The sequence below is a fragment of the Rheinheimera baltica DSM 14885 genome (genome assembly GCF_000425345.1).
Classification (GTDB): Bacteria; Pseudomonadota; Gammaproteobacteria; order Enterobacterales; family Alteromonadaceae; genus Alishewanella; species Alishewanella baltica.
In genome coordinates this window covers 79,923-105,102 of record NZ_AUDG01000002.1, presented here as the reverse complement: position 1 = coordinate 105,102, position 25,180 = coordinate 79,923, and the positions used below count along the sequence as shown (strand labels likewise).

The 25,180-nt window shown below is 49.3% G+C and carries 18 protein-coding genes; 6 read left to right on the top strand and 12 right to left on the bottom strand.

The features are described 5' to 3' along the window. Positions 1-73: 73 nt before the first annotated feature. The 8 genes from hisF to H595_RS0101540 all read right to left on the bottom strand — a co-directional run bounded on the left by hisF (position 74) and on the right by H595_RS0101540 (position 8,057). Positions 74-847 carry an imidazole glycerol phosphate synthase subunit HisF gene (gene hisF / locus H595_RS0101575; RefSeq protein WP_027669605.1) on the bottom strand — a complete coding sequence of 258 codons (774 nt, stop codon included), beginning with the start codon at positions 845-847 and terminating at the stop codon, positions 74-76. Further along, a complete protein-coding gene (hisA, locus tag H595_RS0101570; protein ID WP_027669604.1) occupies positions 829-1,566 on the bottom strand; it encodes a 1-(5-phosphoribosyl)-5-[(5-phosphoribosylamino)methylideneamino]imidazole-4-carboxamide isomerase in 738 nt (245 codons plus the stop codon). Before hisA ends, hisF begins: the two co-directional genes overlap by 19 nt. Beyond that, positions 1,563-2,159 (bottom strand): imidazole glycerol phosphate synthase subunit HisH, encoded by a 597-nt coding sequence (gene hisH, locus H595_RS0101565; protein WP_027669603.1) that lies wholly within the window; start codon positions 2,157-2,159, stop codon positions 1,563-1,565. The genes hisA and hisH overlap by 4 nt, the downstream gene beginning before the upstream one ends. Then, positions 2,159-3,229, bottom strand: coding sequence for a bifunctional histidinol-phosphatase/imidazoleglycerol-phosphate dehydratase HisB (gene hisB, locus H595_RS0101560; protein WP_027669602.1), 1,071 nt, complete (start codon positions 3,227-3,229; stop codon positions 2,159-2,161). Before hisB ends, hisH begins: the two co-directional genes overlap by 1 nt. Continuing rightward, positions 3,226-4,341, bottom strand: coding sequence for a histidinol-phosphate transaminase (gene hisC / locus H595_RS0101555; RefSeq protein ID WP_027669601.1), 1,116 nt, complete (start codon positions 4,339-4,341; stop codon positions 3,226-3,228). Before hisC ends, hisB begins: the two co-directional genes overlap by 4 nt. Before the next feature lie 8 nt (positions 4,342-4,349). Next, on the bottom strand, positions 4,350-5,693 hold the full coding sequence (hisD, locus tag H595_RS0101550) for a histidinol dehydrogenase (protein ID WP_037053428.1): 1,344 nt from the start codon (positions 5,691-5,693) through the stop codon (positions 4,350-4,352). Positions 5,694-5,695: 2 nt separating this feature from the next. Continuing rightward, positions 5,696-6,604 carry an ATP phosphoribosyltransferase gene (hisG, locus tag H595_RS0101545; protein ID WP_027669599.1) on the bottom strand — a complete coding sequence of 303 codons (909 nt, stop codon included), beginning with the start codon at positions 6,602-6,604 and terminating at the stop codon, positions 5,696-5,698. Positions 6,605-6,983: 379 nt separating this feature from the next. Continuing rightward, positions 6,984-8,057 (bottom strand): M24 family metallopeptidase, encoded by a 1,074-nt coding sequence (locus tag H595_RS0101540; RefSeq protein WP_037053425.1) that lies wholly within the window; start codon positions 8,055-8,057, stop codon positions 6,984-6,986. A gap of 144 nt (positions 8,058-8,201) precedes the next feature. Here H595_RS0101540 and H595_RS0101535 point away from each other — a divergent pair, with 144 nt between their 5' ends. Next, positions 8,202-8,864, top strand: coding sequence for a GntR family transcriptional regulator (locus H595_RS0101535; RefSeq protein WP_027669597.1), 663 nt, complete (start codon positions 8,202-8,204; stop codon positions 8,862-8,864). A gap of 69 nt (positions 8,865-8,933) precedes the next feature. Here H595_RS0101535 and H595_RS0101530 read toward each other — a convergent pair whose 3' ends face one another. Beyond that, positions 8,934-11,744, bottom strand: a complete 2,811-nt coding sequence (locus tag H595_RS0101530; RefSeq protein ID WP_027669596.1) for a M9 family metallopeptidase — start codon at positions 11,742-11,744, stop codon at positions 8,934-8,936. A 235-nt stretch (positions 11,745-11,979) separates the two neighbouring features. On the opposite strand from H595_RS0101530, the gene H595_RS0101525 reads away from it, so the two are divergent. Further along, a complete protein-coding gene (locus tag H595_RS0101525) occupies positions 11,980-14,220 on the top strand; it encodes a S9 family peptidase (protein ID WP_027669595.1) in 2,241 nt (746 codons plus the stop codon). Between the two features lie 121 nt (positions 14,221-14,341). On the opposite strand, the gene H595_RS21470 is transcribed toward H595_RS0101525, so the two are convergent. The 3 genes from H595_RS21470 to H595_RS0101510 form a co-directional block, all read right to left on the bottom strand. Next, positions 14,342-15,763: a peptide MFS transporter gene (locus tag H595_RS21470; RefSeq protein ID WP_037053422.1), complete on the bottom strand. Its 1,422-nt coding sequence runs from the start codon at positions 15,761-15,763 to the stop codon at positions 14,342-14,344. A 116-nt stretch (positions 15,764-15,879) separates the two neighbouring features. Further along, positions 15,880-18,855: a TonB-dependent receptor gene (locus H595_RS0101515; RefSeq protein ID WP_051219697.1), complete on the bottom strand. Its 2,976-nt coding sequence runs from the start codon at positions 18,853-18,855 to the stop codon at positions 15,880-15,882. A gap of 92 nt (positions 18,856-18,947) precedes the next feature. Continuing rightward, entirely contained in the window at positions 18,948-20,177 is a 1,230-nt protein-coding gene (locus H595_RS0101510) for an NAD(P)/FAD-dependent oxidoreductase (RefSeq protein WP_037053416.1), read from the bottom strand. An 80-nt stretch (positions 20,178-20,257) separates the two neighbouring features. Between H595_RS0101510 and dapA the strand changes: the two genes are divergently transcribed. From dapA to H595_RS0101490, 4 genes are all read left to right on the top strand, one after another. Next, positions 20,258-21,202, top strand: a complete 945-nt coding sequence (gene dapA, locus H595_RS0101505) for a 4-hydroxy-tetrahydrodipicolinate synthase (RefSeq protein ID WP_027669592.1) — start codon at positions 20,258-20,260, stop codon at positions 21,200-21,202. Beyond that, entirely contained in the window at positions 21,199-22,203 is a 1,005-nt protein-coding gene (locus tag H595_RS0101500; RefSeq protein ID WP_240474808.1) for a 4-hydroxyproline epimerase, read from the top strand. The genes dapA and H595_RS0101500 overlap by 4 nt, the downstream gene beginning before the upstream one ends. Next, entirely contained in the window at positions 22,203-23,747 is a 1,545-nt protein-coding gene (locus tag H595_RS0101495) for an aldehyde dehydrogenase (NADP(+)) (RefSeq protein ID WP_037053414.1), read from the top strand. The genes H595_RS0101500 and H595_RS0101495 overlap by 1 nt, the downstream gene beginning before the upstream one ends. Before the next feature lie 74 nt (positions 23,748-23,821). After that, positions 23,822-25,030, top strand: coding sequence for a M24 family metallopeptidase (locus H595_RS0101490; RefSeq protein ID WP_027669589.1), 1,209 nt, complete (start codon positions 23,822-23,824; stop codon positions 25,028-25,030). Positions 25,031-25,180: the final 150 nt, after the last annotated feature.

Here is a 25,180-nt window from a genome sequence, read left to right as displayed (position 1 = left end):
CATGGATGGGTTCACGGCGTGTCGCAGAAAAAATGTACGCAGTGATTGCGTGTTCGATGCTCCGTTTCTGCATTTACGGCCGTATGCTGATGCCATCAGCTATCAACTTGGCTTTAAGCTGTGCAATTTCAATAATGCCTTTGTGAAATACACTGGCTGCCAGTGCGCCGTCAACATCTGCCTTGCTAAATACGTCAGTAAAGTGCTGCATAGTACCGGCACCGCCACTGGCAATTAACGGCACGCTACAAATATCACGAATGCTTTTTAATTGCGCAATATCATAACCCTGACGCACACCGTCCTGGTTCATACAATTAAGTACGATTTCACCAGCACCGCGGCTTAACACCTCTGCCACCCAGTCGCGGGTAAGCCACTGTGTTTTCTGTGTGCGGCTTTCATCGCCGGTAAACTGATACACCTGATACTGACCAGAGGCAACATCAAAAAAGCTGTCGATGCCAATAACCACACATTGTTGACCAAAGCTGTGGTTAAGCTCGTTAATCAGTTCGGGTCTTGCCAGAGCCGGGCTGTTAACCGAAATTTTATCTGCACCCATTTCCAGTATTTTGCCGGCATCTTCAACACTTTTAATCCCACCGGCAACGCAAAACGGAATATCAATAACCTCGGCAATGCGGCGCACCCAGCTTTTATCGACGACACGGCCGTCGCTGGAGGCGGTGATATCGTAAAACACCAGTTCATCTGCACCGGCCTCGGCGTAACGCTGCGCCAATGGCACTATGTCGCCAATGATTTCGTGGTTACGAAACTGTACGCCCTTTACCACTTTGCCATCGCGTACATCTAAACAAGGGATTAACCGTTTTGCCAGCATGCTATGGCCTCCTCAAGGGTGAACTTACCTTCAAGCAATGAGCGGCCTAAAATAACTCCGGCGACGCCGCTGCCTATTAAGGCGCGGATATCATCCAGCTTGCCAATGCCGCCAGAAGCCTGCCACTGAATTTGTGGGTATTTAGCTGCTAACTCTTTGTATAGCTGTACATTGGAACCCGTTAAGGTGCCGTCTTTACTTATGTCGGTGCACAGTACATGCTTAGCGCCTGCGTCAATATAGCCATCAAGCACCTGCTCTAAGGTAATATTCGACTGCTCAATCCAGCCATGTGAGGGCAGGGTTTTTTCACCTTTTTCATTTATTGCTACATCCAACGCTAACACAATATGGTCACCGCCGTACTTGCGCACCCAGCCTTGCACCAGCTCGCTTTGGCGAATGGCTAAACTGCCAATTACTACACGGCCGGCACCGGCGTCGAGCAAATTAATAACGTCTTGCTCGTTTCGCACACCGCCACCTACTTGGATATGCAGTGGTGACGCTGTCATCAGCTCTGTCAGCAACGCTAACTGACGCTTAGTGGCATCTTTGGCGCCAGATAGGTCGACAATATGTAACCAATCGGCGCCGGCCCGGGCATATTGATTACGCAGGCTAAGCGGGCTGAAATCATATTGCGTGGTATTGTCGTAACGGCCCTGATATAACCGAACTACATTGCCGTCAATCAAATCAATGGCGGGGATAATCATAGCTGCCACTCCAGAAAATTTTGTAATAAACGCGCGCCGGTTTTGCCTGAACGCTCGGGGTGAAACTGGGCGCCGGCTACGTTGTCTTTGCCAATCACAGCAGCAAAATCACTACCATAGTGGCATTGCGCCAGGCTGTAGCTGCTTGGTGCAACAGCAAAGCTATGTACAAAATACAGATAGTCTCTGCCAGTAAAACCCTGCATTAATGGGTGGTCACTGATGCTGTGTAGCGTATTCCAACCCATATGCGGTAAGCGCAAGCCCGCGCTTTGCATCGGCAATACTTCGCCTGGTATCAGGTTTAAGCAGGGCACATCACCTTCCATGCTGTGACTGGTAAGCATTTGCATGCCTAAACAAATACCCAGCAGCGGTTGCTGTAGGCTTTGCAAGGTGTCGACAAGTTCTGCCTGCTGTAGCTTTGCCATCGCATTATGGGCAGTACCAACGCCGGGCAGCAGTACTTTGTCTGCGGCTTTAATAACGCCTGCTTCGCGGCTTATGCATGCATCTACCCCTAAGCGTTTAAAGGCAAAATACACAGAGCTGATATTGGCACAGCCGGTATCAACAATAACCAGCTTACTCATTACAACACCCCTTTAGAGCTTGGCAGAGCCTCGCCCGAAACCGTTATCGCCTGGCGTAGCGCGCGGCCAAAGGCTTTAAACAGACCCTCTACCTTGTGATGTTTATTACCCTCGGTAATGCTTAAGTGCAGTGTCATCAGCATGGCATCACTTAATGAGCGGAAAAAGTGAGGCACCATCTCCAGCGTTAACCCACCTACGGCACCATCACCCAGCTCACCGTTAAACACAAACAATGGTCTGCCGGATAAATCCAGCACACATTCAGCGCGGCATTCATCCATGGGTAAAACAAAGCCAAAGCGGTTAATGCCACGTTTATTGCCCAGTGCCTGCTTTAACGCCTGGCCCAGTGCCAATGCTGTGTCTTCCACACTGTGGTGATCGTCAATGTGGTAATCGCCAGTCACTTTTACCTGCAGTGAAAAACCGCCGTGGGTGGCAATTTGCTCCAGCATGTGGTCGAAAAAACCAACGCCGGTGCCAAAAAAGTTATTGCCACTGCTGTCCAGATCAACACTGATCTCAATGTCTGTTTCTCGGGTAGTGCGACGCACGGTAGCTTTACGGCCACGGCTTAGCAGTTGTTTAGTAATCTCGCTCCAGCCCAGGGTTTCGCGGTTGTACTGAAACGACGGTAATCCCATGTTTTCTGCCAGTTGTACATCAGTCGCACGATCGCCAATAACATAAGAGTTGGTAAAGTCGATTTTGCCTTGTTGCAGGTAGTCTTTTACCAGCCCAAGTTTGGGTTTACGGCAACTGCAGTTATCTTCGTCAAAGTGTGGACAAATCAATACATCATCAAACTGAATACCTTGTGAGGTGAGTAACTGCATCATTTTGTCTTGCGGCGCATCAAAGGTGTTGCGTGGGAAGCTGTCGGTGCCCAAACCATCCTGATTAGTGACCATGACCAGGCGGTAACCCGCTGCTTGCAGCTTTAAAAGCGCCGGCACCAGGCCAGGTTCATAAGCCAGCTTTTCCAGGCTGTCGAGCTGCTTGTCAATGGGGGGCTCTTCTACCATGGTGCCGTCGCGGTCGATAAATAATATAGGCTGGCCACTCATGCGTTTACTCCCTCTGTTTTTAAACTCTCGGTGTTTAAGCTATTAGTAAAATACTGCTGCATCGCCTGCTGTAAGCGTTGCATTTCATCTGGGGTGCCAATGGATACCCGTACCACTTCAGACAAACCAAGTTGGCTGGATTGATTGCGAATAAGAATGTCGTCTTTTACCAGAGCGCCAACGCAATCTGCAGCATTGTCTACCTGCAACAGCACATAGTTGGCATTGCTGGGCCAGACTTTTCTCACGCCGCTTTGCGCACTGGCAAAAGCGATAAAGTCGTCACGTAGTTGATTGATTGTCGCCACACTGTGTTGCATTTGTACGATGCCTTTATCTGACAGAGCCTGAGCCGCAATTTGTGCCACCGGCTCGGCGATGGGATAGGGCGCTATCATCTTTTTCAGTGCGTTAATTATTTCCGGCGCCGCCAGGGTGAAACCACAGCGTAAGCCCGCTAAACCAAAGGCTTTAGACAGCGTGCGCAGTATTACCAAATGCGGGTATCTGCTCAGTAAATTCACCACTGAGGCGTGTGGGGCAAATTCAATGTAGGCTTCATCTACTACCACTAACGCCTTGCCGGCAAAGTGCTCAAGTACCGCAATAATCTGCGCTTGCGGGATCAAATCGCCGGTTGGGTTATTCGGGCTACAGATAAATACCAGTTTAGGCTTGGTGGCATAAATGCCCGGCAAATCAAGTTGCTCACCTTGTAGCAGTAATACTTTGTCAACCGCTGTCTGGTTGCTTTCGGCACTAATGGCATACATGCCATAAGTCGGCGGGCAAATGGTAATGCGGTCCTGCCGGGGCTCACAAAAGCTACGAATTAAAAGCTCTATACCTTCGTCAGCGCCGCGGCTGACGAGCACTTGCTCGGGGGCGACACCGGCATAGGCGGCATAAGCATTGATCACGGCTTTTGGCTGGCAAGACGGGTAGCGGTTAAAAGTGCCATCCAGCTGGTAGGCTGGAGCCAACGCGTTTTCATTGGCGTTAAGCCAAACTGCACCGCCGCTCATGCTGCTGCGGGCTGAAGCGTAAGGCACCAGATCTTTAACCAGTTGCCTGGCCAGCTGATTGACGCCTGTGGGGTTTTTGTCCGACATCTTTTACCTCAACCCTGATTAATGGTGTTTAGTTCTGCCAGGCGCAAACGTACCGCGTTGGCGTGTGCTTCCAGGCTTTCTGCTTCTGCCAGCGTAACGATGGCCGGGCCAATATTTCGCATGCCCTGTGCCGACAGTTTTTGTACCGTGAAACGGCGGTAAAAGTCGGTTAGTGACAAACTTGATACCGTGTTGCTATAACCATAAGTGGGTAGCACATGGTTGGTACCGCTGGCGTAGTCACCGGCTGACTCAGGCGTCCACTTGCCAACAAAGATGCTGGCTGCACTGGTAAACTGCTCCGTCAATTCATCATCACAAGCGGTTTGCACAATTAAATGCTCGGGCGCATAAGCGTTTGTCACGGTAACGGCTTGCGCCAGGTCAGTGGTTAAAATATAGCGACTATGGCTAAGTGCCGCTGCAGCAATGTCCTGGCGGGGTAACTGCGCTAATTGTGTGGCCACTTCTTGCTGTACAGCATTAATTAATGCTGCACTGTCGCTCACTAAGATAACCTGCGAGTCAGGGCCGTGCTCGGCTTGTGATAACAAATCAGCTGCCACAAAGGCCGGGTTGGAGCTGTCGTCAGCCAAAACCAGCACTTCAGACGGGCCTGCAGGCATATCAATCATCGCGCCTTTAGCATCCTGGCTAACCTGCTGTTTGGCTTCGGTTACAAAACGGTTGCCGGGGCCATAAATTTTATCCACTTTGCCAATGGTTGCAGTGCCATAAGCCAGTGCAGCGATGGCTTGCGCACCACCGATAGTATAAATTTCGCTAATGCCACAAAGCTCAGCCGCATACAAAATTTCTGGCGCGATATCGCCAGCTTTCGGCTTACCGGGTGGTGTAACCAGCACAATACGGCCACAACCGGCTAATTGCGCAGGCACACCCAGCATTAGCACCGTTGAAGGTAATGGCGCACTGCCGCCAGGAATATACAAGCCGACAGCAGCAATAGCGCGGCTTTTAAGCTGGCATACAACGCCAATACTGGTTTCTACCTCAATATCACGTGGCAACTGCGCAGCATGAAATTTACGAATATTGTCATACGCCAATTCAATGGCCGCTTTACGCTCTGGCAATAGCTTGCTGAGCTGGGCCTGTTTTACCTCGTGGCTTAACACTAATGGGTTGTTATCCAGACCATCAAATTGTGTGCTGTAAGCACGTAGCGCGGCGTCACCTTGCTGGCGTACGGTGTTGATAATGGCGGCTACCTGGCCGCTTAGCGCTGCAGAATCGGCAAGGTCAGGCCGTGCCAGCGCAGCTTGTTGTGCTGGCGCTGACAATTGTGCCCAGTTAATTACCCTGGCCGCCTGCTCAGGTTTACTGGTCATAGTTACTCCATCATCTTTTCTATTGGCAGAACCAGAATGGAGCTGGCGCCAAGCGCTTTTAACTGCTCCATGGTTTCCCAAAACAAGGTTTCACTACTCACCACATGTATTGCCACCATGGCATCGTTACCGGCTAGCGGCAGCATCGTTGGGTTTTCTGCACCGGGTAACAGCGCAATAACTTCATCTAAACGGGCGCGCGGGGCATGCAGCATAATGTACTTGCTTTCATTTGCCTGCATAACACCATTAATGCGCGGCATCAGTTTATTAATCAGTTGTAGTTGTTTACTGTCGGTAAGCCCTTTTCGTTGAATCAGTACGGCTTTGCTTCGGTATATAACATCCACTTCTTTTAAACCGTTTGCTTCTAAAGTGGCACCGGTGGAGACCAAATCGCAAATCGCATCGGCCAAACCTGCACGTGGGGCCACTTCTACCGAGCCTTTTAAATTAACAATACGGGCATTAACACCTTGCTCTTTTAAATAACGCGCCAGTAAACGCGGGTAGGTGGTAGCAATGGTTTTACCGTCTAACGAGGCAACGCCGGTATAATCTTCTTCTTGTGGCACTGCAATAGACAAACGGCAGCCGCCGAAATCTAAACGTTTGAGTACGGTGTAATCAAAACTATCGTTGTCCATTTTGCGCTGCAAGGATTCTTCTTCCAGTACGTTTTCACCAACAATACCTAAGTCACATACGCCATCCATTACCAGGCCAGGAATGTCGTCATCACGCACCCGTAAAATATCGATATCCATGTTTTCGACATGCGCAATAAGGCGTTGCTCGCGCAGGTTTATTTTTAATCCGCAGCTGGCAAACAGTGCTTGTGAGTCGACCGACAAGCGTCCTGATTTTTGCATGGCGATGCGTAAGCGTTTTGATTCTGTTGCTGGACTCATACTTGTCTCCCAATAAATTTATAAAGCGTAATAAACAAAAACCCCGTGCCTGGGCTCGGGGTTTGTTTGCTGTACCACCGGAGCGCCAGAATATAGCCCTCCGAAAATATCGGACGGCTAGTCGCTATGATGGTGTAGTACAGTTACAAAAGTCATTTCAAGATTCTTGCTTGTTAAGATGTTATACAAGTTAACTGCAGGCGCACTAAACTGCAAGTGAAAGTTTTAATCTGGATAGTGCCCTGCGTTTAAATAAATAATTGATTTTATTATATTTGTCATTATTTTCTGTTTTATTTTATTAAAGTGTCTTTTCGTTAAGTCACAATTTTAGTTAATTTGCAGGTTGATTATTAATCAGGTTGTATAGTCAATTTGGTTAAGCTGGTAGTTGTTGTAGCTGTCTTGGACTATGGGTTAGTAGCTCATAGCCGTGCTGGGTAATGACAATATCATCTTCAATTCTTACACCGCCAAAACCGGGTCTGTATAGTCCTGGCTCTATTGTCACGACCATGTCAGCAACCAGCGGCACCTGGCAACCGCGGCGCATAAGTGGAAATTCGTGCAGTGCCAGGCCAACACCATGGCCCAGGCCTTCACCCACATAAGCCGCATAAGGAGACTGCGCCAACACCGATTGTGCAATCTGACCCAGTTGATGCCCCGTGATGCCGGGTTTTACGGCAGCCAGGGCCGCTTGCTGTGCGGTTAACACCGTATGATAAAACTGCTGTTGTTCATTGCTCGCTTCACCCAGTATGACGGTGCGGGTCATGTCTGAGCGGTAGCCTTCTACCCGGGCGCCAAAATCCAGCAAGATCCAGTCGCCTTTTTCAAAGCAACGTAAGCTTGGCTTACCGTGGGGCAGGGCACTACGCGCACCACTCAGTAATATAGTAGGGAACGCCAGTTCGTCCGCACCCAGTGCATAAATTTTTTGCTGTAGTAAATTGGCGGCGTCGCGTTCTGTCATACCTACTTGCAGTTGAGGTAGCAACCAGGCCAGTGCGGTATCGCCAATCCAGGCTGCCTGGCGTAAACACGCTAGTTCGGTAGTATCTTTTATCGCCCGTAGTTGCTCTGGTAAGTTTCTGCTGGCGCTAACAGTACAGGGAAGCTCTTGTTGTAACTGTATAAACAGTTCGACAGATATATGGTTGTATTCAAGTTGCAAGCAGCTAATAACCTCATGCTGTAATAGCGTGGCAATACATTGTGGCAAACTTTGAACTGAGCGATCTCGACAAATAATCTGACAGTCTGGGCACTCTAACGTTGCTTGTTCGAGATAGCGATAATCGGTAATTAAATAGCGCTGTTGTGCGCTAATCAACAAACTGCCTGCACTGCCACTAAAGCCCGACAGATAACGAATATTGATGGGGTCGGTGATTAACATGGCCTGATAAGACAGGCTGGACATCATCTGCTGTAATTTGGCAAATCGCATAGTGCATCCTTGATTGTTTTGTATGCAATATCCAAAATTGGAGGGCGTAGCAAGTATCGTTTGTGTGTTGCGACTAAGTTATTGCTGCGCCGACAAAAGCATTTGATATACTGCATACCATGTTAATGAAAATCAGGCGCTGATATGGTCGTTGAATATAAAACCCGCACTCAGGTCGTGGTAGAAGCTATCCGGGAGAAAATACTTACCGGGTCGATTAAAGCTGGCGAGCCGCTGCGTCAGGCAGCACTGGCAGACGAATTAAAAGTGAGTCGCATTCCGGTGCGTGAGGCTTTATTGCAGTTAGAAGCTGAGGGGTTGGTAGAGTTTGAAGCACATAAAGGTGCAACCGCCACTAAGCTGTCGGCAGAGCAGGTAACCGAGTTATTTGAATTGCGTGCCATGCTGGAGTGCGAGCTGTTGCGTATGGCTATCCCTAATCTTACCGAGGCGGAACTGGCGCAAAGTGAACAACTACTGCAGCAAATGAGTATGGCCTATCAGGCGGCAGATACCTCTGGTAGCTGGAGCGAACTCAATAGCCGGTTTCATATGAGTTTATATCGGGCGGCCAACCGACCGTTAACCTATGAAATGGTGCAAAATCTCAACAGTAATTCTGATCGCTATATCCGGGTACATTTAATGTTAGCTGGTGGGGTGAAAAAAGCTGAGCCAGAGCATGCCAATTTATTAAAACTGGTACGGCAGAAAAAAGCTGACGACGCCTGTAAGTTATTAAAACAGCATATCCTGGGTGCTGCGGCAGAAATAAAAGCCTTAGTAACTAAACTGGATGCGCAGTAACCTTAATGATTAAACCGGCATTAGGCTTAAGCTAATGCCGGTTAGTTAAGTACGCCCGCTTAATGTAACTTATTCCACCATAAATACGTTTAAATCTACGTTATTAAAGCCTTCTAGCGTGTTCACCATAATATGGTAGTAGCTGCCGGCAGTAATATTTTGCAGTTGTATTTTCTGGCTGGTGCCGCGGGTAATGCTGGAAGCCGCATCATAGTTGTTTGGCGCAGGCCAGCCTTGACGTTTAAGGTATAATTGCGCATCGCCGCTGCCGTTCCCCAGGGTAACATACAACGCTTTTGCCTGTGCAGGCACAAATACCCACTTATACACGGCATGGTTGCTGCTTAGCCCAGGCCATTGCTGTAAAGAGGTAAGGGTGCCTTCTTGCCAGTTGGCGGTAAGGCGCACGTCATTAAACGGGCTATAACCGTGTAACATAACAAACCAGTCTGGTTGCTGTGGTTGCAGTACTGCAACACGTTCATTGTTGCCAATTTTATAAGGCCTAAAATCCCAATCTGTTAAGCTGGCTGGAGCTTGCTGATTAACATAAAGGTCAACGTCTCCGGTGCCGCCACTGGTGGTGATGTTCAGATCATAAGCATTGGCCGGTAAACTAAAACTAAAGTGCTGCTGTGAATCTTTGTCACCATTGACCAGCACTGGTACGCCGTTTTGCAGCGTTGCGCCCGGACCGGTTTCATTACTGCAATCGTCGTTGCTGATTATGCAATCCAACCAATCATGAAACTCTGTGTCATATTGCGTGCCCCAGCTGGCAATAATGTCGGCATACGGGGTGAAATCAGGTAGCTCGGGTGTATTGCCATCGTTTACCTGGCCACAGGTCCACACCCAATCACCACTGCTCCAGGCGCTGTCGTCGTATAACCAACTCCAGTTATTGGCAATAGCGTCGTTTTTGCTTTGCCAGCCCCAATCAAAACTGCACGGCGCATCTGAAATAACATATTTCGCTGCACGCATGTTGGGTAACAACACCGTATCAATTTGCTGACGTTGACGTTCAAACATAAAACGGGTGGCTAAGTAGCCCCAGTAATAAATTCTGGCAGTATCTGCATTGGAATACGTGGTTTGAAACAATTCACTCAGTTGGTACGTTTTATCGCCAGCAACGCCCAGTGCATTCGCGTTGCTATCGCCTTGCGATAAATATTCCGCTAACCCTTCACCCCACCACACCAGATTTTCCGGTTGGTCGCTAAAACTACCCCATTGGTTAAAGCGGGCATCAAGATAATGAACATACTCATGCTCTAAATTCCACACCACAAATTCTGGTTGTAACCAGGTTGCCTGATAGGCAATAAAGCGGGCTTGATTTTCAGGATCTGACGGGGTGCCCTCCAGGTACATTCCGCCGTTGTCGGTATTGATATTAAAAAAGGTACCGGCGAAATTCTGATAGTCGGTAGAGGAGCTGAAGATCACAATTTCTAAATCGGTATTGTTGTCATTCGCTACCGGATTAGCGGCATTGGTGGCAAACTCCTGATGAAACGCTTGCTCCTGCTGGGTTAAATTACTACAAATTTGTTGCAGGTTTACATTTGAAACCGGCAGTTGAAACCGGACTTTTAAGCTGTCGCTACAGGTATGCCGGCCGGCCAGAACGGTGCTTTCTAAATCAAAGTCACAGGCATCGCCGTAAAGGCTGCAGTTGGCACTGTCGTAAAGCTTTACCATCCCTTGTGCATTTACCCAGCCATTAGAGCCAACACCACCAAACTGGTAGTTTGCTAATATGCTTTGCATTGCAGGGCGGACAGACTGAGCAATGCTACCACCAAATTTCAACATCCTGCCCAGCTCGGTTACGGCATCGGCCCATTGATACTGCCGGGTGTGATTTACCAGCCACAAGCCATCTGTTAATACAAAATCTCGAAGATTACTGATGATCTCGGGCTCGTTTTGTAATAGTTGCTGTAATTCAGTGCCACCCGCATTTACCGCATTAAAATAATGCGTCAGTAATTGTGTCATGCCGTTTTCTTCATAGGCAACACCCCAGGTATCGGCACGAGATACCGTGGCAGAATAGCCTTTTATGGCCTGGCTAAAACGTTTTAGGTATCGCAGCGAGTCGGTGTTGGAACTGTTGACCAAAATCAACATTTCATAGCGCAGCATAAAGTTGCGTGAAACGGCACCATTAAACTGTACAAAATGTGCACCGGCAAAATACTGATCAAAAGCCTGCTGTAACGTGGTCGTGTAGCTGCTGGGGAACAGTCGGTTTGACCCGGCCTCAACCCAGTGCATGGCGCGCAGGTAACTAACCAGTTTTTCCAGTTCAGCGGCACCAGTGGCATTGCTGCCATCAAAGTTGGCCATTCTGCTGTTAATCGCTTGCACGATGGTGTTGATTTTAGCGTCACTAAAATGCGCACTACCAAGTAGCGCATTGTTATATAGGCCATACAGGCAGGATGTCAGATCCGCGCTTACTACTGCGTCAACCAGTTCTGAGCCGTACAGTGGCAATAGGCTTTGTGGGCTGCTGCAGGTATTTTGCAATTGCTGCTGGTCGCTATTGCGCAGCGTGCTTAGTTCGGCAGCACTTTGCAGGGTAGTAACATGTTGCAAAGTACTATTGGCTTTTTCAGCGTCGGTTAACAGCGCTGAAATTTGCGGAAGCTGATGCCGCTTGGCATAAATATTGGCTTGCTGCTTTTCAAACTCATGCGGTGACATTTGGCGAGGAGGCTTAGGTGCGTGCAGCATATCGTTATGCACATGACCGGCTAATCGTTGGCCGTCGGGTTGTTCGGGGGTCGCAGCAGCGAGCAATTGACCGCTCCACATTGGGGTACTGCTTAGTAAGAGGCTAAGCAGCAAGGTGCGCTTTTTCATGTTGGGCTGTTCCTTCTGGTAGTTATCTTGTTGTTATATGCCTTAAGGCCCCAATAAATTAGCATATTAAATAATGTATACAATATATTTATCAGTTGATTTTAGTCTAAAAACTATTCAGAAATAGCCTTTAGCTATATAAAATTTGGGGACTAATTACTTTTAGTATTTAATATATTGTATACAATAGTGCTGGTTGTTATGCTGGAGGCCCTATTTATAAAGCGGAGATGTTATGTTAAGCCATTATTATGTCGTGCTGTTGGCACTCAATGCTGTGCCTGTATCGGGGGCAAATCAAGCTAAGATGCAAGCTGCGTATCAGCAGGCCAGCCAATACTTTTATCCGAATGTGCGGCCACTGGTACTAAATGCTGAATTGCCTTTTAGTTGGCAGGGAGACGGATATTGGTTTAGCCGCCAGGAAGCAACGGGCACCCAGTTGTATTTTGCCGACAATATTCAGCAGTCACCTACTCAGGTTAATGTAGAGGCTCTGGCAAAAGCATTAGGAGCAGACAGTTTGCTGTCATTGGCAACGCTGCAGCCACGCATGCAACACACCACAGGTCGCTGGCAGCTGACATTGCAGTATCTGCAACAGCAGTGGCAATGCGACATTGAACGCTATAAATGTCAGCCGCAAACAGAAAAGGCCAGTGAGGTAGTCTCTAAAGATAAACGTTGGCAGCTGGATAGCGTGAACTACAACCTGCAGTTAACCGATGTTAGCAGTGGCAACACACAACAACTGACTACTGATGGTAGTGCCGATTATGCCTGGGGCGAGTTCAATGACTGGTATCAACTGGATGCGCTGGACGGCAAAGCCGTTACACCTAAGCGCAAAACACAGTTTGTCTGGTCAGCTGATAGCCGTTACGCGGCGACCTTTTTGTTAGACCGGCGCAATATGCCAACGCTGCATATGCTGCAAAATATGCCAGCGCAGGGCCACCGCGCTGTTTTACATTCTTATAAGCGTGCCTTACCGGGAGATAACCAGCGGCCGCTATATCATTTGGCTATTGTCGATGCCGCAGCGGGCAAGGTAATCATGGCACAGCTACCCGCACTGGAGGCGACGCAAAATTGGGCCGACATTAGCTGGCACCCTGATGGTTTTTATTACCTGGTGGCGCGAGACAGGGCGATGCGGGCCTTGACGCTATGGCAGATTAACGTCGATGGCAGCACTGAGCAGATTTATCAAGAGCGCAGTAACACGTTTTTAGACTACGCGAAACATGGTTTGGCATGGGTAAGCCGCGATGCCTTTGTGTGGAGTTCTGAGCAGGACGGTTGGAACCATTTATATCTGCAACAACGTGATGGCACAACACGCCAAATTACCCAAGGGCAGTTTGTTGTGCGCGAGCTACATGGCTTTGATAGTAAAAACCAACAGCTGTATTTTTCTGCCTCTGGTCGCGAGCAAGGCGACCCCTATTTTCGTTATTTGTACCGGATAGACCTTGATGGCAGCAACCTTACCTTGTTAACGCCAGAGTATGCCGACCATGACATTAGCTTTTCCGCTGACTGGCAGCATTTTTATGACAGTTACTCAAGGGTGGATTTACCTACTGTCAGCACCATACGCCGAAGCCAGGATAGCCAGGTAGTGCATAAACTGGCGGTTGCTGACGATAGCGCATTGCGCGCCACGGGCTGGCAGCCACCAGAGCCGTTTTCGGTACTTGCCCGAGATGGTAAAACCACCTTGCATGGGCTGTTGTATAAACCGGCTAATTTTGATGCCTCGCTGCGCTATCCGGTAGTGCAACATATGTACGCCGGCCCACATACTATCGTTAGCGCCAAACGGTTTTCCCGGGCGTTTGCTAACACTGAAACACCGATAGCGCAACTGGGCTTTATCGTGATGAACTTAGATCCGCTGGGCACAGCACATCGTTCCAGAGCATTTCAGTTACATAGCTATAAAAACCTGGGGGATATCGGTGGCCCAGACTATATCGGCGCTCTGCAGCAACTGGCACAAACGCGGCCTTATCTGGACATCAGCCGAGTTGGCGCCTATGGCCATTCGGCAGGGGGCTATGACGCTGCGCGGGCGGTATTAAAGTACGGTGATAGCTATAAAGTGGCTGTGTCTTCGGCAGGTAATCATGATCATCGCATGTCTAAAGCCTGGTGGCCGGAAATGTGGATGGGCTTGCCGCAAGAGGGTGAACATTATGAAACCCAAAGCAATATGCAACTTGCAGCCTCGCTAACTGGCCATTTGTTATTGGCAACCGGGGACTTGGATAACAATGTGAACCCAGCGAACAGCTTTAGGTTGGCCGCGGCCATTCAGGCAGCAGGCAAGGACGTGGATTTATTGTTACTGGCAAATAAAGACCATGATTTACGCGAAGATACCTACTTTACCCGGCGACGTTGGGACTATTTTATTCGCCATCTGATGCAACAAACCCCACCAGCGTATTATCAGATAGCGGTTAAGTAAGCCTGGTTAAAAAGAGCAAGCCAGCGCGGTGAGCGCGGCTTGCACTTGTTGATTGAAACTAAACACTAATTTATTAGACAGCAAACAGCCTAATGGCGTGGAATAGCCTGAAATAGCGTTATTAGCGCGCTTTGCTATCGTGCATCCAAAGCACTAGTTTATCGGCCAATAAAAACAGCAATAGCGCGCAGCACATCGCGGTTAGTGCTAACCCCCCAAAAATAGCCAGAGTGTTTGCTAACATGGCTTGTTCACTGTCGGTGTCGGTGGTGCCCACCATGGCGCCAATAATACCCGCGACTTTATTCGCCAGCGCCATAAACAGATACCAAGCGCCCATTAACAGCGACACCATGCGAACCGGCGATAGCCGGGTGACCATAGCCAGCCCGATAGGGGATACACACAGCTCACCCAACGTAAAAAATAAGTACGCCGCAACTAGCCACAACATATTGGCTTTGCTGCCATCTTGTTGTTGTAATGTGGCGGCGACCATCAGTAAAAAGCCGATACTGAGCAGTAACAGCCCTAAGGCAAATTTCACCGGTGTGTTGGGCTCTTTATCACCCAGCCGTAGCCACAGTAAGGCAATAAGCGGCGCAAACACCATAATAAAAAACGGATTAAGCGACTGAAAATAAGCCGGGTTAAGCTCTACACTGCCCAGCGTGCGGTCAGTAAAGCGCTCAGCGTAGATATTAAGTAAGCCGCCCGCTTGCTCAAAACCTGCCCAAAAAATAACCGTAAACAGCCCCATGATCAGTACCACTTTAAAGCGGTTGATTTCTTGTTGTGTTAACGGCGTTTTGTTTTCGCATTTACTGCGGCGTCGCTCGCGTTTCGCGGTTGGCTCCACGCCAATATCCCCCAACAGGCGCTGCGCCAGGGTTATTTGCAGCAAGAGAGCGAGTAACATGCCAATACCTGCTAGTAAAAAACCGGCTTGATAATTGCGGATCAGTTGCGTTGTGCCGTCTGCGGTTTGGCTAAAACCAAATTGCTCTATCACTGTGCCCACGGCAATACCAGCTAAGAACATGCCACTATTGATACCCAGATAAAAAATGGTGAAGGCGCCATCGCGGCGGGGGTCGTCACTTTGGTACAACTCGCCAACCATGGTACAAATATTCGGTTTAAATAAGCCATTGCCTAATACCAATAAGCTAAGGCCGGCATAAAAGCTGTATAGCTCAGAACCGGCAATCCAATGATGCGGCAACGCCAGGCTAAATTGCCCCAGTGCCATTAGTAAACTGCCCAGCATAATCGCGCGGCGCTGGCCAAGAATGTTATCGGCCAACCAGCCGCCAAAAAGTGGTGTAACGTAAATAAGCATGGTGAAGGTGCCATACAGTTGTAACGCACTGGCTTGATCCCAGCCCAGGCCGCCACCTCGGCTGTGGCTTTGATCTACCAAATACAGCACCAACAAAGCGCGCATGGCATAGTAAGAAAATCGCTCCCACATTTCCGTGCTAAATAATAAAAACAGCCCTTTAGGGTGGCCTAACCAATCAGTCGTTTTATTGTTATACATAAATAGGATGTCCGACAGCGTCGCCGTGAAGGTAATGCATCACAGCAAAAGCGCGAGGAAAAGGGACTTTTATGGCAAAAGCCCCATTAGGGTATGAACGGTGCTATAGCAGTAAATTAAAACTGATAGCGCACCACCAATGATACCGTGCGGTTACTTTGCAGTGCGCTGGCGGTATTCCAGTCTGGGTTTGGTGCAAAAGTACCGTCTGTTTGGGTAATTTGCGCCACTTCGTTGACATTAATAGGCGTGTCGAAATTAAACAGGTTGTACACGGTGGCTTTTACTGACAAGTCACCGTCAGCAACAGTGGTGTGGTAGCTTAAGCTTAAATCAAACTCGTACAACCAATCTAAGCGCCCTGCAGAGCCCCGCGGTGCTGGCGTTCCGTCCCAGTCATAAAACGAACTTTCGTCATACCATTGGCTGGCGCACCAATCGGCCCACAGGCTTGGCTCGGCACAGCTGTCTACGCCGGTTGGGTGCAAGCTGAATTTATTCAGCGGCGAGCCAGATGTTGCCCGGGCTACAAAGCCCAATCTCCACTGCTCGGTAAGATCATAAACCCCACTGAGTTTAAACGCATGACGATGATCGTTTGGCAGGTCACCTGCGCCATGGTCCATTAAGTCAGCATAATCATACGAGGTAGTCCAGCCCGGATCGGCCTGGCCATTATCCGTGCGCACCAAACCTTCGGTCATGCCCCAGCTGTGTGACCAGACGTATGAAAACCACAGTTGCAGATCATCGGTCGGTTGACCTTCAAGGGTAAATTCCCACGCCAGATATTGCCGTTCAGGTTTTGGTAACTGCAAATCTGCGGCACTTAACGACACATGCTCTTTTTCACCGTCTAAATCAAAATCATACAAAAAGCTAACATTACGGCCTGGGTTAAGCAGGGTATAGAAATAGTATTCATTAGCGTTATTCTCGACACCATTTTGCTCCAACCACTGCGCCACAACCGGGCCTAAATCGCTATCTTCAATAGATTGCTTTAAATCACGATAAACAAAGCGCACTCCACCTTTTACCCTGTCGGTTAGCTGTTGCTCATAACCCAGGGTAAATTCGTCTGAATACATTGGCCCTAAATCTTGCGCGGCAATGCGCTGCACATCAACTTCGCCACTTTGAATTACGTTGGTAGCGACTAAATCACCGCGGCTGGGCGAGCCATCGGCGTTGAGTACCAAAGTACCGTCTGCATTTAATGCACCGGGCTGATAGTAAAAATGTACATCGCGCTGACCGCTGGCTTGTTTAATGTTCATATTGGCAGAGATGGGCTGGAAGTAGCGGCCCCAGGTGGTATACCACTTGCTGTCACCTGTGCCTGTTGGGTCCCAAATAAGTTGTAGCCGTGGGGCTAATTGGTTTTCCAGCTTGGCATAGTCTTCACCTGTTGTGGCGGTATTAGTGAAGTTGCTGTAGCGCAAGCCCGCATTAAGCACCAAGTTGTCGTTTATCTGCCAGCTGTCTTGCAGATACAGTGCTTTTGAGGTGACGTCGGTTTCGCCGCCGGTATCGCGTTGACGTTGACGCACATAAGTGCCAGCCTCTAAATCAATACGGGGTATTGCAGTGTAAGTACGATACTCCCACCAGCCCCGGGCATCGTCGGCGCCATTTTGATACTCCAGATAGTTAACGGTCAGCTTTTCCGTATCGATACCAAATTGCAGCGTGTGGTTATCCAGCAGGTAGGTAAAATCAAGCCGTAACTGGTCGCGCTGATACGACTGGGTGATTAAATTACTGGTGGTCCAGTCACCGTAGCGCTGGCCGTTAAGGTTAACGTAGTCCCAAATACCTGGCAGGCGGTTAGTTGGCAACGTATTGGCGTTATCTTCTAAACGGCCAATAGTGGCTGATACGGAAAAGTCGTCACTAATAAAACCCTGATAGCGGGCCGAGTACATTTTGCCGCCCGATTCGCTGGTGGTAACTCCGCTGGGTGAGCCCTTGCTTTGCTCCTGGTCCCATTGATAGTTGTCATAGCGATAATCGGCACTGTTATCCAGTGCGGTGAAAGTGACCACGTGGTCATCGGTAATAAACCAATCTAAATTAACAAACCAGCGTTTATCTTCTTTTTCATACTCAGTAAATACGGTGGCGGCCGAGTTAGCATATTGTGATTCAAAACGTCTGGGGTTAAACAGGGCATAGAAAAACAGTTTGTCTTGCACTAGTGCGCCACTGGCCCAGACATTTACTTCGCTAAAGCTGGCTTCAAAATCTTTATTGTTAATGGCAATACCGCCACTTGGCAGGTACACCGTGTCATGCGCCGAGTGCAATGTGGCCGGGTCGTGTCGTAACTCAGCGCCAAATTTCAGCTCGTTACCACCGGTTTTGGCAACGGCATTAACCACGCCACCAATAAAACGGTCATATTCAGCGGAGATACCGCCGGTTTTTACTTGCGTTTGCGCAATAGCTTCCCAGGGTAGATCAATTGAGCCAATACCGGTGCGCAGGGCGCTAATATTCATGCCATTTAAAAAATAGCCGTTTTCGGCGGACGAGGCACCACCAAAACTGGACGCACCAAACGCTGAACTACGTGCCACACCAGGGGTAAGCAATGCTACGTTTTCAAAACCGGTGTTTACCGGCATCGCATCCAAAATGTCGGCGTCAAAGGTTAAACCCGCTGTCGAGTCGCTGGTGTCAACTTGGCGTATCATGCTGCCCATCACAGCAATGCGTTCAATTTTTTCTCCGCTACTCAGTACGGGAGCAAATACCGCGCTTTGACCCAAAGAAATGCTGAGTTTGTAGTCATCTATTACCGTGCTGCCGTTACGGCTAACTGTAACTTGGTATTCACCCACCGGCAAAGCGCGCAATAGGTATTCACCGCGGTCGTTTGTGCTAACAGTACGGCTAAAACCCTGGCTTAAATGGCGCACGCTAATGGTTACGTTCGCCATATTTTGTCCGGCGTCGGAGGTAACAACGCCGCGTAATAAACCGGTGGTATTGTCTTGGGCTTGCACGGGGGCTGAGCTTAGTGCCAGCGCCAACGAACTGGCTAATAGCGACAGTTTTAAGCGGTTTGAAGTAGTGCTGATGTTCATAATCATCTCTCTGGATTGTTATAAGATATATTGTATATTTTACGTTTTTGCCTACAGCTGCAAAAATTCCGCCGTAACAGGGCGGAAAAAAATTAGAAGCGATTAATTCGAAACGGCGTCAAATTAAGCGCGGGTGTTTGTTTTAAAACGCAACTGGTTAGTAGCTCAGCGCTAAAAGCGGCCTGCGTAAGCCCTAGATGTTGATGACCAAAGTTATAAAAAATCCCCTGGTGCTTCGGACATTGGCCCAAGACGGGCAGGGAGTCAGGTAACGAGGGTCTATTTCCAGCCCATACACTGTCGGTGTTAACCGGAGCAGTAAGCCGGCGCAGTAATTTATTGGCGTGTTGCTGCAATGCCCGGGCGCGGCGGTAATCTGGCTTAGCCTTTAAGCCCGCAAATTCAGCCGTACCTGCCAATCGCAGGCCGTGTTGCATCGGGGTCATAATACATTTTCGCTCTAGTGAGCTAACCGGACGGCTAAGTGCAACCTGCTGTAGCATCAAATGGTAACCACACTCCGCTTCAAGCGGCACCTGCCAACCCAATTGGCGTGTTAGCGTCGCTGAATGCGCCCCGGCGGCAATAATAATTTGCTCGCTGTATATATCCTTATCTGAGCAAATAAGCCGTTGTTGCTGTCTACCGGGTATGACTTGATGAACCTGAGTTTGATGATAGCGACCACCAGCGTGGCAAAACTGCTGATACAGCTGTTGGCACAGAGCCAGCGGGTCGGTGCTATGCGCCACTTCGGTAAAATCTATGGCGCCACTGAGTGATGGCGACAACAAGGGTTCAAGCTGATGCAGTTGGGCGCTGTTGCACCAGCGCACATCAATACCGGCGGCACGGTAGGCATTATATTGTTGCTTTAATGGGGTTAAGTTTTTGCTCTCGCTAACCAGCAGAGCGCCTTGGTGCTGGATTTGCTGGCTCAGCTGGCAGCGCTTCAATAGCTTTTGCCAACTGGCCAGGCTGGCATGGTTTAAACCGCTTAGCGCGCGTTGATGGGCGTCACGCCTGGCTTTGGGCATATTGGCAACAAAGCGGGCAAACCAGGGTAGAGCTTGCAGTAGATAGTTGGCACGAATACGCAGTGGCCCAAGCGGGTCGAGTAACATTGCTGGCAATTTAAGCAGTAGCGCAGGGTGCGCTAGCGGAAAAACCTGCTCAGTGGCAAAGTGGCCGGCATTGCCTGCTGAGCAGCCTTGCGCAATGCCTTTGGCGTCGAGCAAAAGCACATCAAAACCGGCTTGCTGCAAAAACAGCGCATTGGTTAAACCAATAACACCTCCACCGATAATACACACTTGCTGCACAGGAAAACTCCAAAATCACTTGATAATGTAGATTGTATACAATATTCTTTATCCAACATCAATGATAGAGGTTAAAAAAAATGCAAGTAAACTGGCAAGGTGTTTATCCGGCAATCTCAACGCAATTCCATAATGATGGCAGTATTAACTTTGAAGCCAATGCCCGAATGCTGAATCAGCTTATCGACGATGGCATTGATGGCATTATTGCGCTGGGTACCGTGGGTGAAAATGCGTCTTTAACCGCGACCGAAAAACGTGAGTTTTTGCAACAGACCGTTAAAACCGTGGCCGGGCGTATACCGGTGATCACCGGTTGCACAGAAAACAGCGCGGCTGCCGCCATCGACTTTATTAAAGCCGCTGAGCTAATTGGCGCCGACGGTGTAATGCTGTTACCTGCAGTGGTGTACCGCGGTACAGAACGTGAAGTTTTAGTGCATTATCAAACGGTTGCGCGCGCAACACGCTTGCCGATTATGATTTACAACAATCCGGTAAGTTATGGCGTGGACATTACGCTTGAAATGACAGCAATATTGGCCGAAGAGCCAAATATCGTCGCCATAAAAGAGTCGACGACAGATACCCGGCGTATTACTGAATTACAAAGCCGGTTTGGCAACCGGTTTCAGATTTTTTGCGGCGTTGACGACATTGCGCTGGAATCAGTATTGCTGGGGGCTACTGGCTGGATCTCAGGCTTAACCAATGTATTTCCGCGTGAGTCTGTCACCTTATTCCAGCTGGCGCTGCAAGGCCGTATTAGCGAGGCACGTGAAATCTATCGCTGGTTTATGCCGTTACTGCGCCTGGATACCATTCCCACCTTAGTACAGTGCATTAAACTGGCTGAACAACTACTGGAACGGGGCAGTGAAAACGTGCGTTTGCCCAGGCTGGCACTAGAAGGCACTGAGCGGCAATACGTTGAACGCACCGTACAACAGGCACTGGCACAGCGGCCTGATCTTGCCAAATATGGCATAGATATCACTGTAAAGGTGCCGGAGCAACACGCATGATGTTAAGCGGAACCTTTTTTTGTGTCGATGCCCATACCTGTGGCAACCCGGTGCGGCTGGTCACCAGCGGACATCCACTTTTGCGTGGCAACACCATGAGCGAAAAAAGGCAGGATTTTATTGCCCGTTATGACTGGATACGCCAGGCGTTAATGTTTGAACCCCGTGGCCACGCCATGATGTCAGGCGCTTTTTTATATCCGCCGTGTACCGAAGGCGCAGATGCTGCGGTACTGTTTATTGAAACCAGTGGCTGTTTGCCGATGTGTGGTCACGGTACTATTGGCACTGTAACCGCGGCATTAGAGCAGGGGTTTTTAAAACCGCGGATCCCGGGCCAGTTGTTACTGGATGTGCCTGCCGGACAAGTTCAGGTAAGCTACCAACAACAAGGCGACAAAGTCACCGCCGTCACCATTCGTAATGTGGCGTCGTATTTAGCGATAAAACACGCGCAAGTGCAGGTTCCTGGCCTTGGCAACATTAACTTTGATGTGGCTTACGGCGGTAATTTTTATGCCATTGTTGAGCCGCAGGCCAATTTTCTCGGTTTAGAACACTGGGGCGCGGGCGAAATATTACGCTTTAGCCCCTTGCTGCGAAAGGCGGCAAATCAGGCTTATCAGTGTCAACATCCGCTGGATGCCAGCATCAATGGCATTAGCCATGTGCAGTGGACGGGCAAGCCAAAAACGGCTGGCTCTGACGCGGCAAATGCGGTGTTTTATGGTGACGGTGCTATTGACCGTTCGCCGTGCGGCACCGGTACCAGCGCCCGCATGGCACAGTTGTTTAGCCGTGGTGAATTAAAACTGGGCGACAGCTTTGTTCACGAAAGCATTATTGGTAGTCAGTTTCACGGCAAGCTTGAAGCGGTTACTGAAATTGCCGGTCAGCCTGCCATCATTCCATCTATTCAGGGCTGGGCCCATGTCTATGGTTTTAACCAAATCAGGGTAGATAACAGCGACCCCTATGCCACAGGTTTTGAGGTGAAATAATGATAACAGGACAACATTTTATTGGTGGCCGCTGGCAAGGCGTGCCAGTGGCTAAGCATACGAGCTTTAATCCAGCAACCGATCAGGCGTTACTTTGGTGCTTTGCTGAAGCCGATTCAGCGGAGCTGCAGGATGTTACTGAGCTGGCTAGCAGTGCGTTTTTACAGTACCGCCTAACATCACGCGCTGAGCGCGCGGCGTTTTTACAGGCTATCGCGAAAGAAATTGAAGCGCTGGGTGAAAGTTTAGTGCATACCGTTATGGCAGAAACAGCCTTACCACAGGCCAGAGTAGAAGGTGAGCGGGCACGCACCTGTAATCAGTTGCGCTTATTTGCAAAAAACTTAATGCAGCCAAGCGCAGATATTATTGAAGCGGCCGAGCCAGAGCGTGTGCCGCAAGCTAAACCCGCACTGCATTTGCAGTCGGTTGCACTGGGGCCAGTGGTGGTATTTGGTGCCAGTAATTTTCCACTGGCGTTTTCTGTGGCCGGTGGTGATACCGCATCAGCCCTCGCTGCCGGTTGTCCGGTCATTGTAAAAGCCCATAATGCGCATCCGGCAACGGCAGAGCTCGTGGCGCGCGCTATTGATAAAGCTATTGTGCAATGTGATTTACCCAAGGGCGTATTTGCGTTAGTTCATGCTCGCAAGCATGCGTTTTCTGAGCAGTTAATTCAGCATCCGGCTATAAAGGCGGTGGCGTTTACTGGTTCGCAGCAGTTAGGAATGCATTTTCAACGCTTAATCTGGCAGCGCGCAGAGCCCATCCCGTTTTATGGAGAGTTAGGCTCGCAAAACCCCCTTTTTGCCTTAGCGGATTATTTACAGCAACATACAGACAACTTTGCGCAAAGCTTACTGGCGTCAGTATTAATGGGGCAGGGACAGTTTTGCACCCGGCCTGGCTTGGTATTTTTACCGCAAACTGATGCCGCCAAACAGTGTGCTGAAACATTAGCGGTATTGTGTGCTAAACAAGGCAGCGGTAGTTTGCTAACGCCTAAAATTGCCCAAAGTTACCGTGAACAATGTCAGCGTTTAGTGCAGCAGCCAGGCGTTGAGTTATTAGCTCAAGGCGAAGGTAATGAGCAAGGCTGTCAGGTGGTACCCCGAATTTTTGCTGTCTCTGCCCAAACATTTTTAACCGCGGCCATACTGCAAGAAGAAGTGTTTGGCCCCGCCACCATATTGGTGCGTTGTGCCGACAGTACGCAAATGCAGATGCTGGCAACCACACTGGCTGGCCAGCTTACTGCTACCGTATATGCAAAAGACGAAGAGCTGTGCCGGGAGCAGGCGTTATGGCAACAGTTGGCGTTAAAAGCCGGGCGTCTTATTGTTAACCAGATGCCAACGGGCGTTGAAGTATGTCACGCGATGCAGCATGGTGGCCCCTTTCCGGCATCAACCGATAGCCGGTATACTGCGGTGGGCAGTCAGGCTATACAGCGTTTTGTGCGCCCGGTGTGTTTTCAAAATATGCCGGAACAATTGCTACAAGATAAGTATAGTGCGCTAACAATGCTCTTTAGTTATGGTTAAATAGCAAGTTAGCGTGTTTCTAATGGTTAATTTGACATTACCACTCCACGCGGGTGGCAAAAATAGGAGATAACATGGCCCTGGGTGTTGGTGGAGCAAGTCAGCAGCAAGCATTAGATCAGTTGTCGGACATGACGGCACGCGTAACCCCTATTCCGTTGGCGGAGTATCAGCAGCGTATTGATAAAGCCCTGCGCTTAATGGCTGAACAAAAGCTGGATGTGATGCTATTAAATGCGGGCACCAATTTACGCTATTTTACCGGGGTAGACTGGTACGCCAGCGAGCGGCTGGTTGCGGCATTATTATTTGCTAATGGCCGTTTGGTGTATGTATTACCGCATTTTGAAATAGGCAGTATTGCGCCGTTAATGCTGATAAAAGGTGACATCTTAAGCTGGCATGAGCATGTTGACCCCTATGCCTTATGTGCCAATGAAATTAACACTGTTGCTGGCAAACAAGCCACGTTAGCCATGGATGAAAGTGCACAGTTTTTTATTGCTGACGGTATACAGCAGCATCTACCGACAATACGTATTGTTAATGCCCGCCCTGTTACAGCCGAGTGCCGTATGCATAAGTCAGCAAACGAGCTGGCATTAATGCAAAGAGCCATGGATATGACATTAGCTGTGCATAAAGCGACGGCGACTATGTTATATGCGGGTATTAGCACCAAAGAAGTGACTGAGTTTATTCATCTGGCGCATAAAAAAGTCGGAGCATCTGCTGGGTCTTATTTTTGTATTGTGCTATTTGGCGCCGATACAGCATTCCCGCACGGTGTGGCTAAACCCAAAGCGCTGGACGAAAACGACATGGTACTGATTGACACCGGTTGTCGTTTACACGGCTATTTATCAGATATTACCCGCAGCTATGTGTTTGGCAGCGCAACAGCGCGCCAACGTGAAGTCTGGCAACATGAGAAACAGGCTCAGCTGGCAGCCTTTGCCGCGGCACAGCCTGGTCAGCCCTGTCAGCAAGTAGACCGTGCCGCCCGGCACTATTTGCAGCAACATGGCTTTGGCCCTGATTACACCTTGCCAGGTTTGCCGCATCGCACTGGCCATGGTATCGGCCAAGATATTCATGAATGGCCGTATTTGGTGGAGGGTAATACTACCGCCTTGGCTACCGGCATGTGTTTTAGCAACGAGCCTATGCTGGTGCTACCGGGCGAATTTGGTGTGCGCTTAGAGGATCATTTTTATATGACCGCTACTGGCCCTCGCTGGTTTACTGAGCCTGCCAATGATATTGAGCAACCTTTTTGTTAGCAAAACGGTGTTTTTTAACGCAGCATTACTGGGGAAAATGCTGCGCTCATGCTGGACTATCGCGTTACAATTAAGCTCTATACGTTAACAGGACGGTAAAGTTTACCCTCCTGTTGCCGATAACCTGTTACCGATAAAATGGGGTAACGA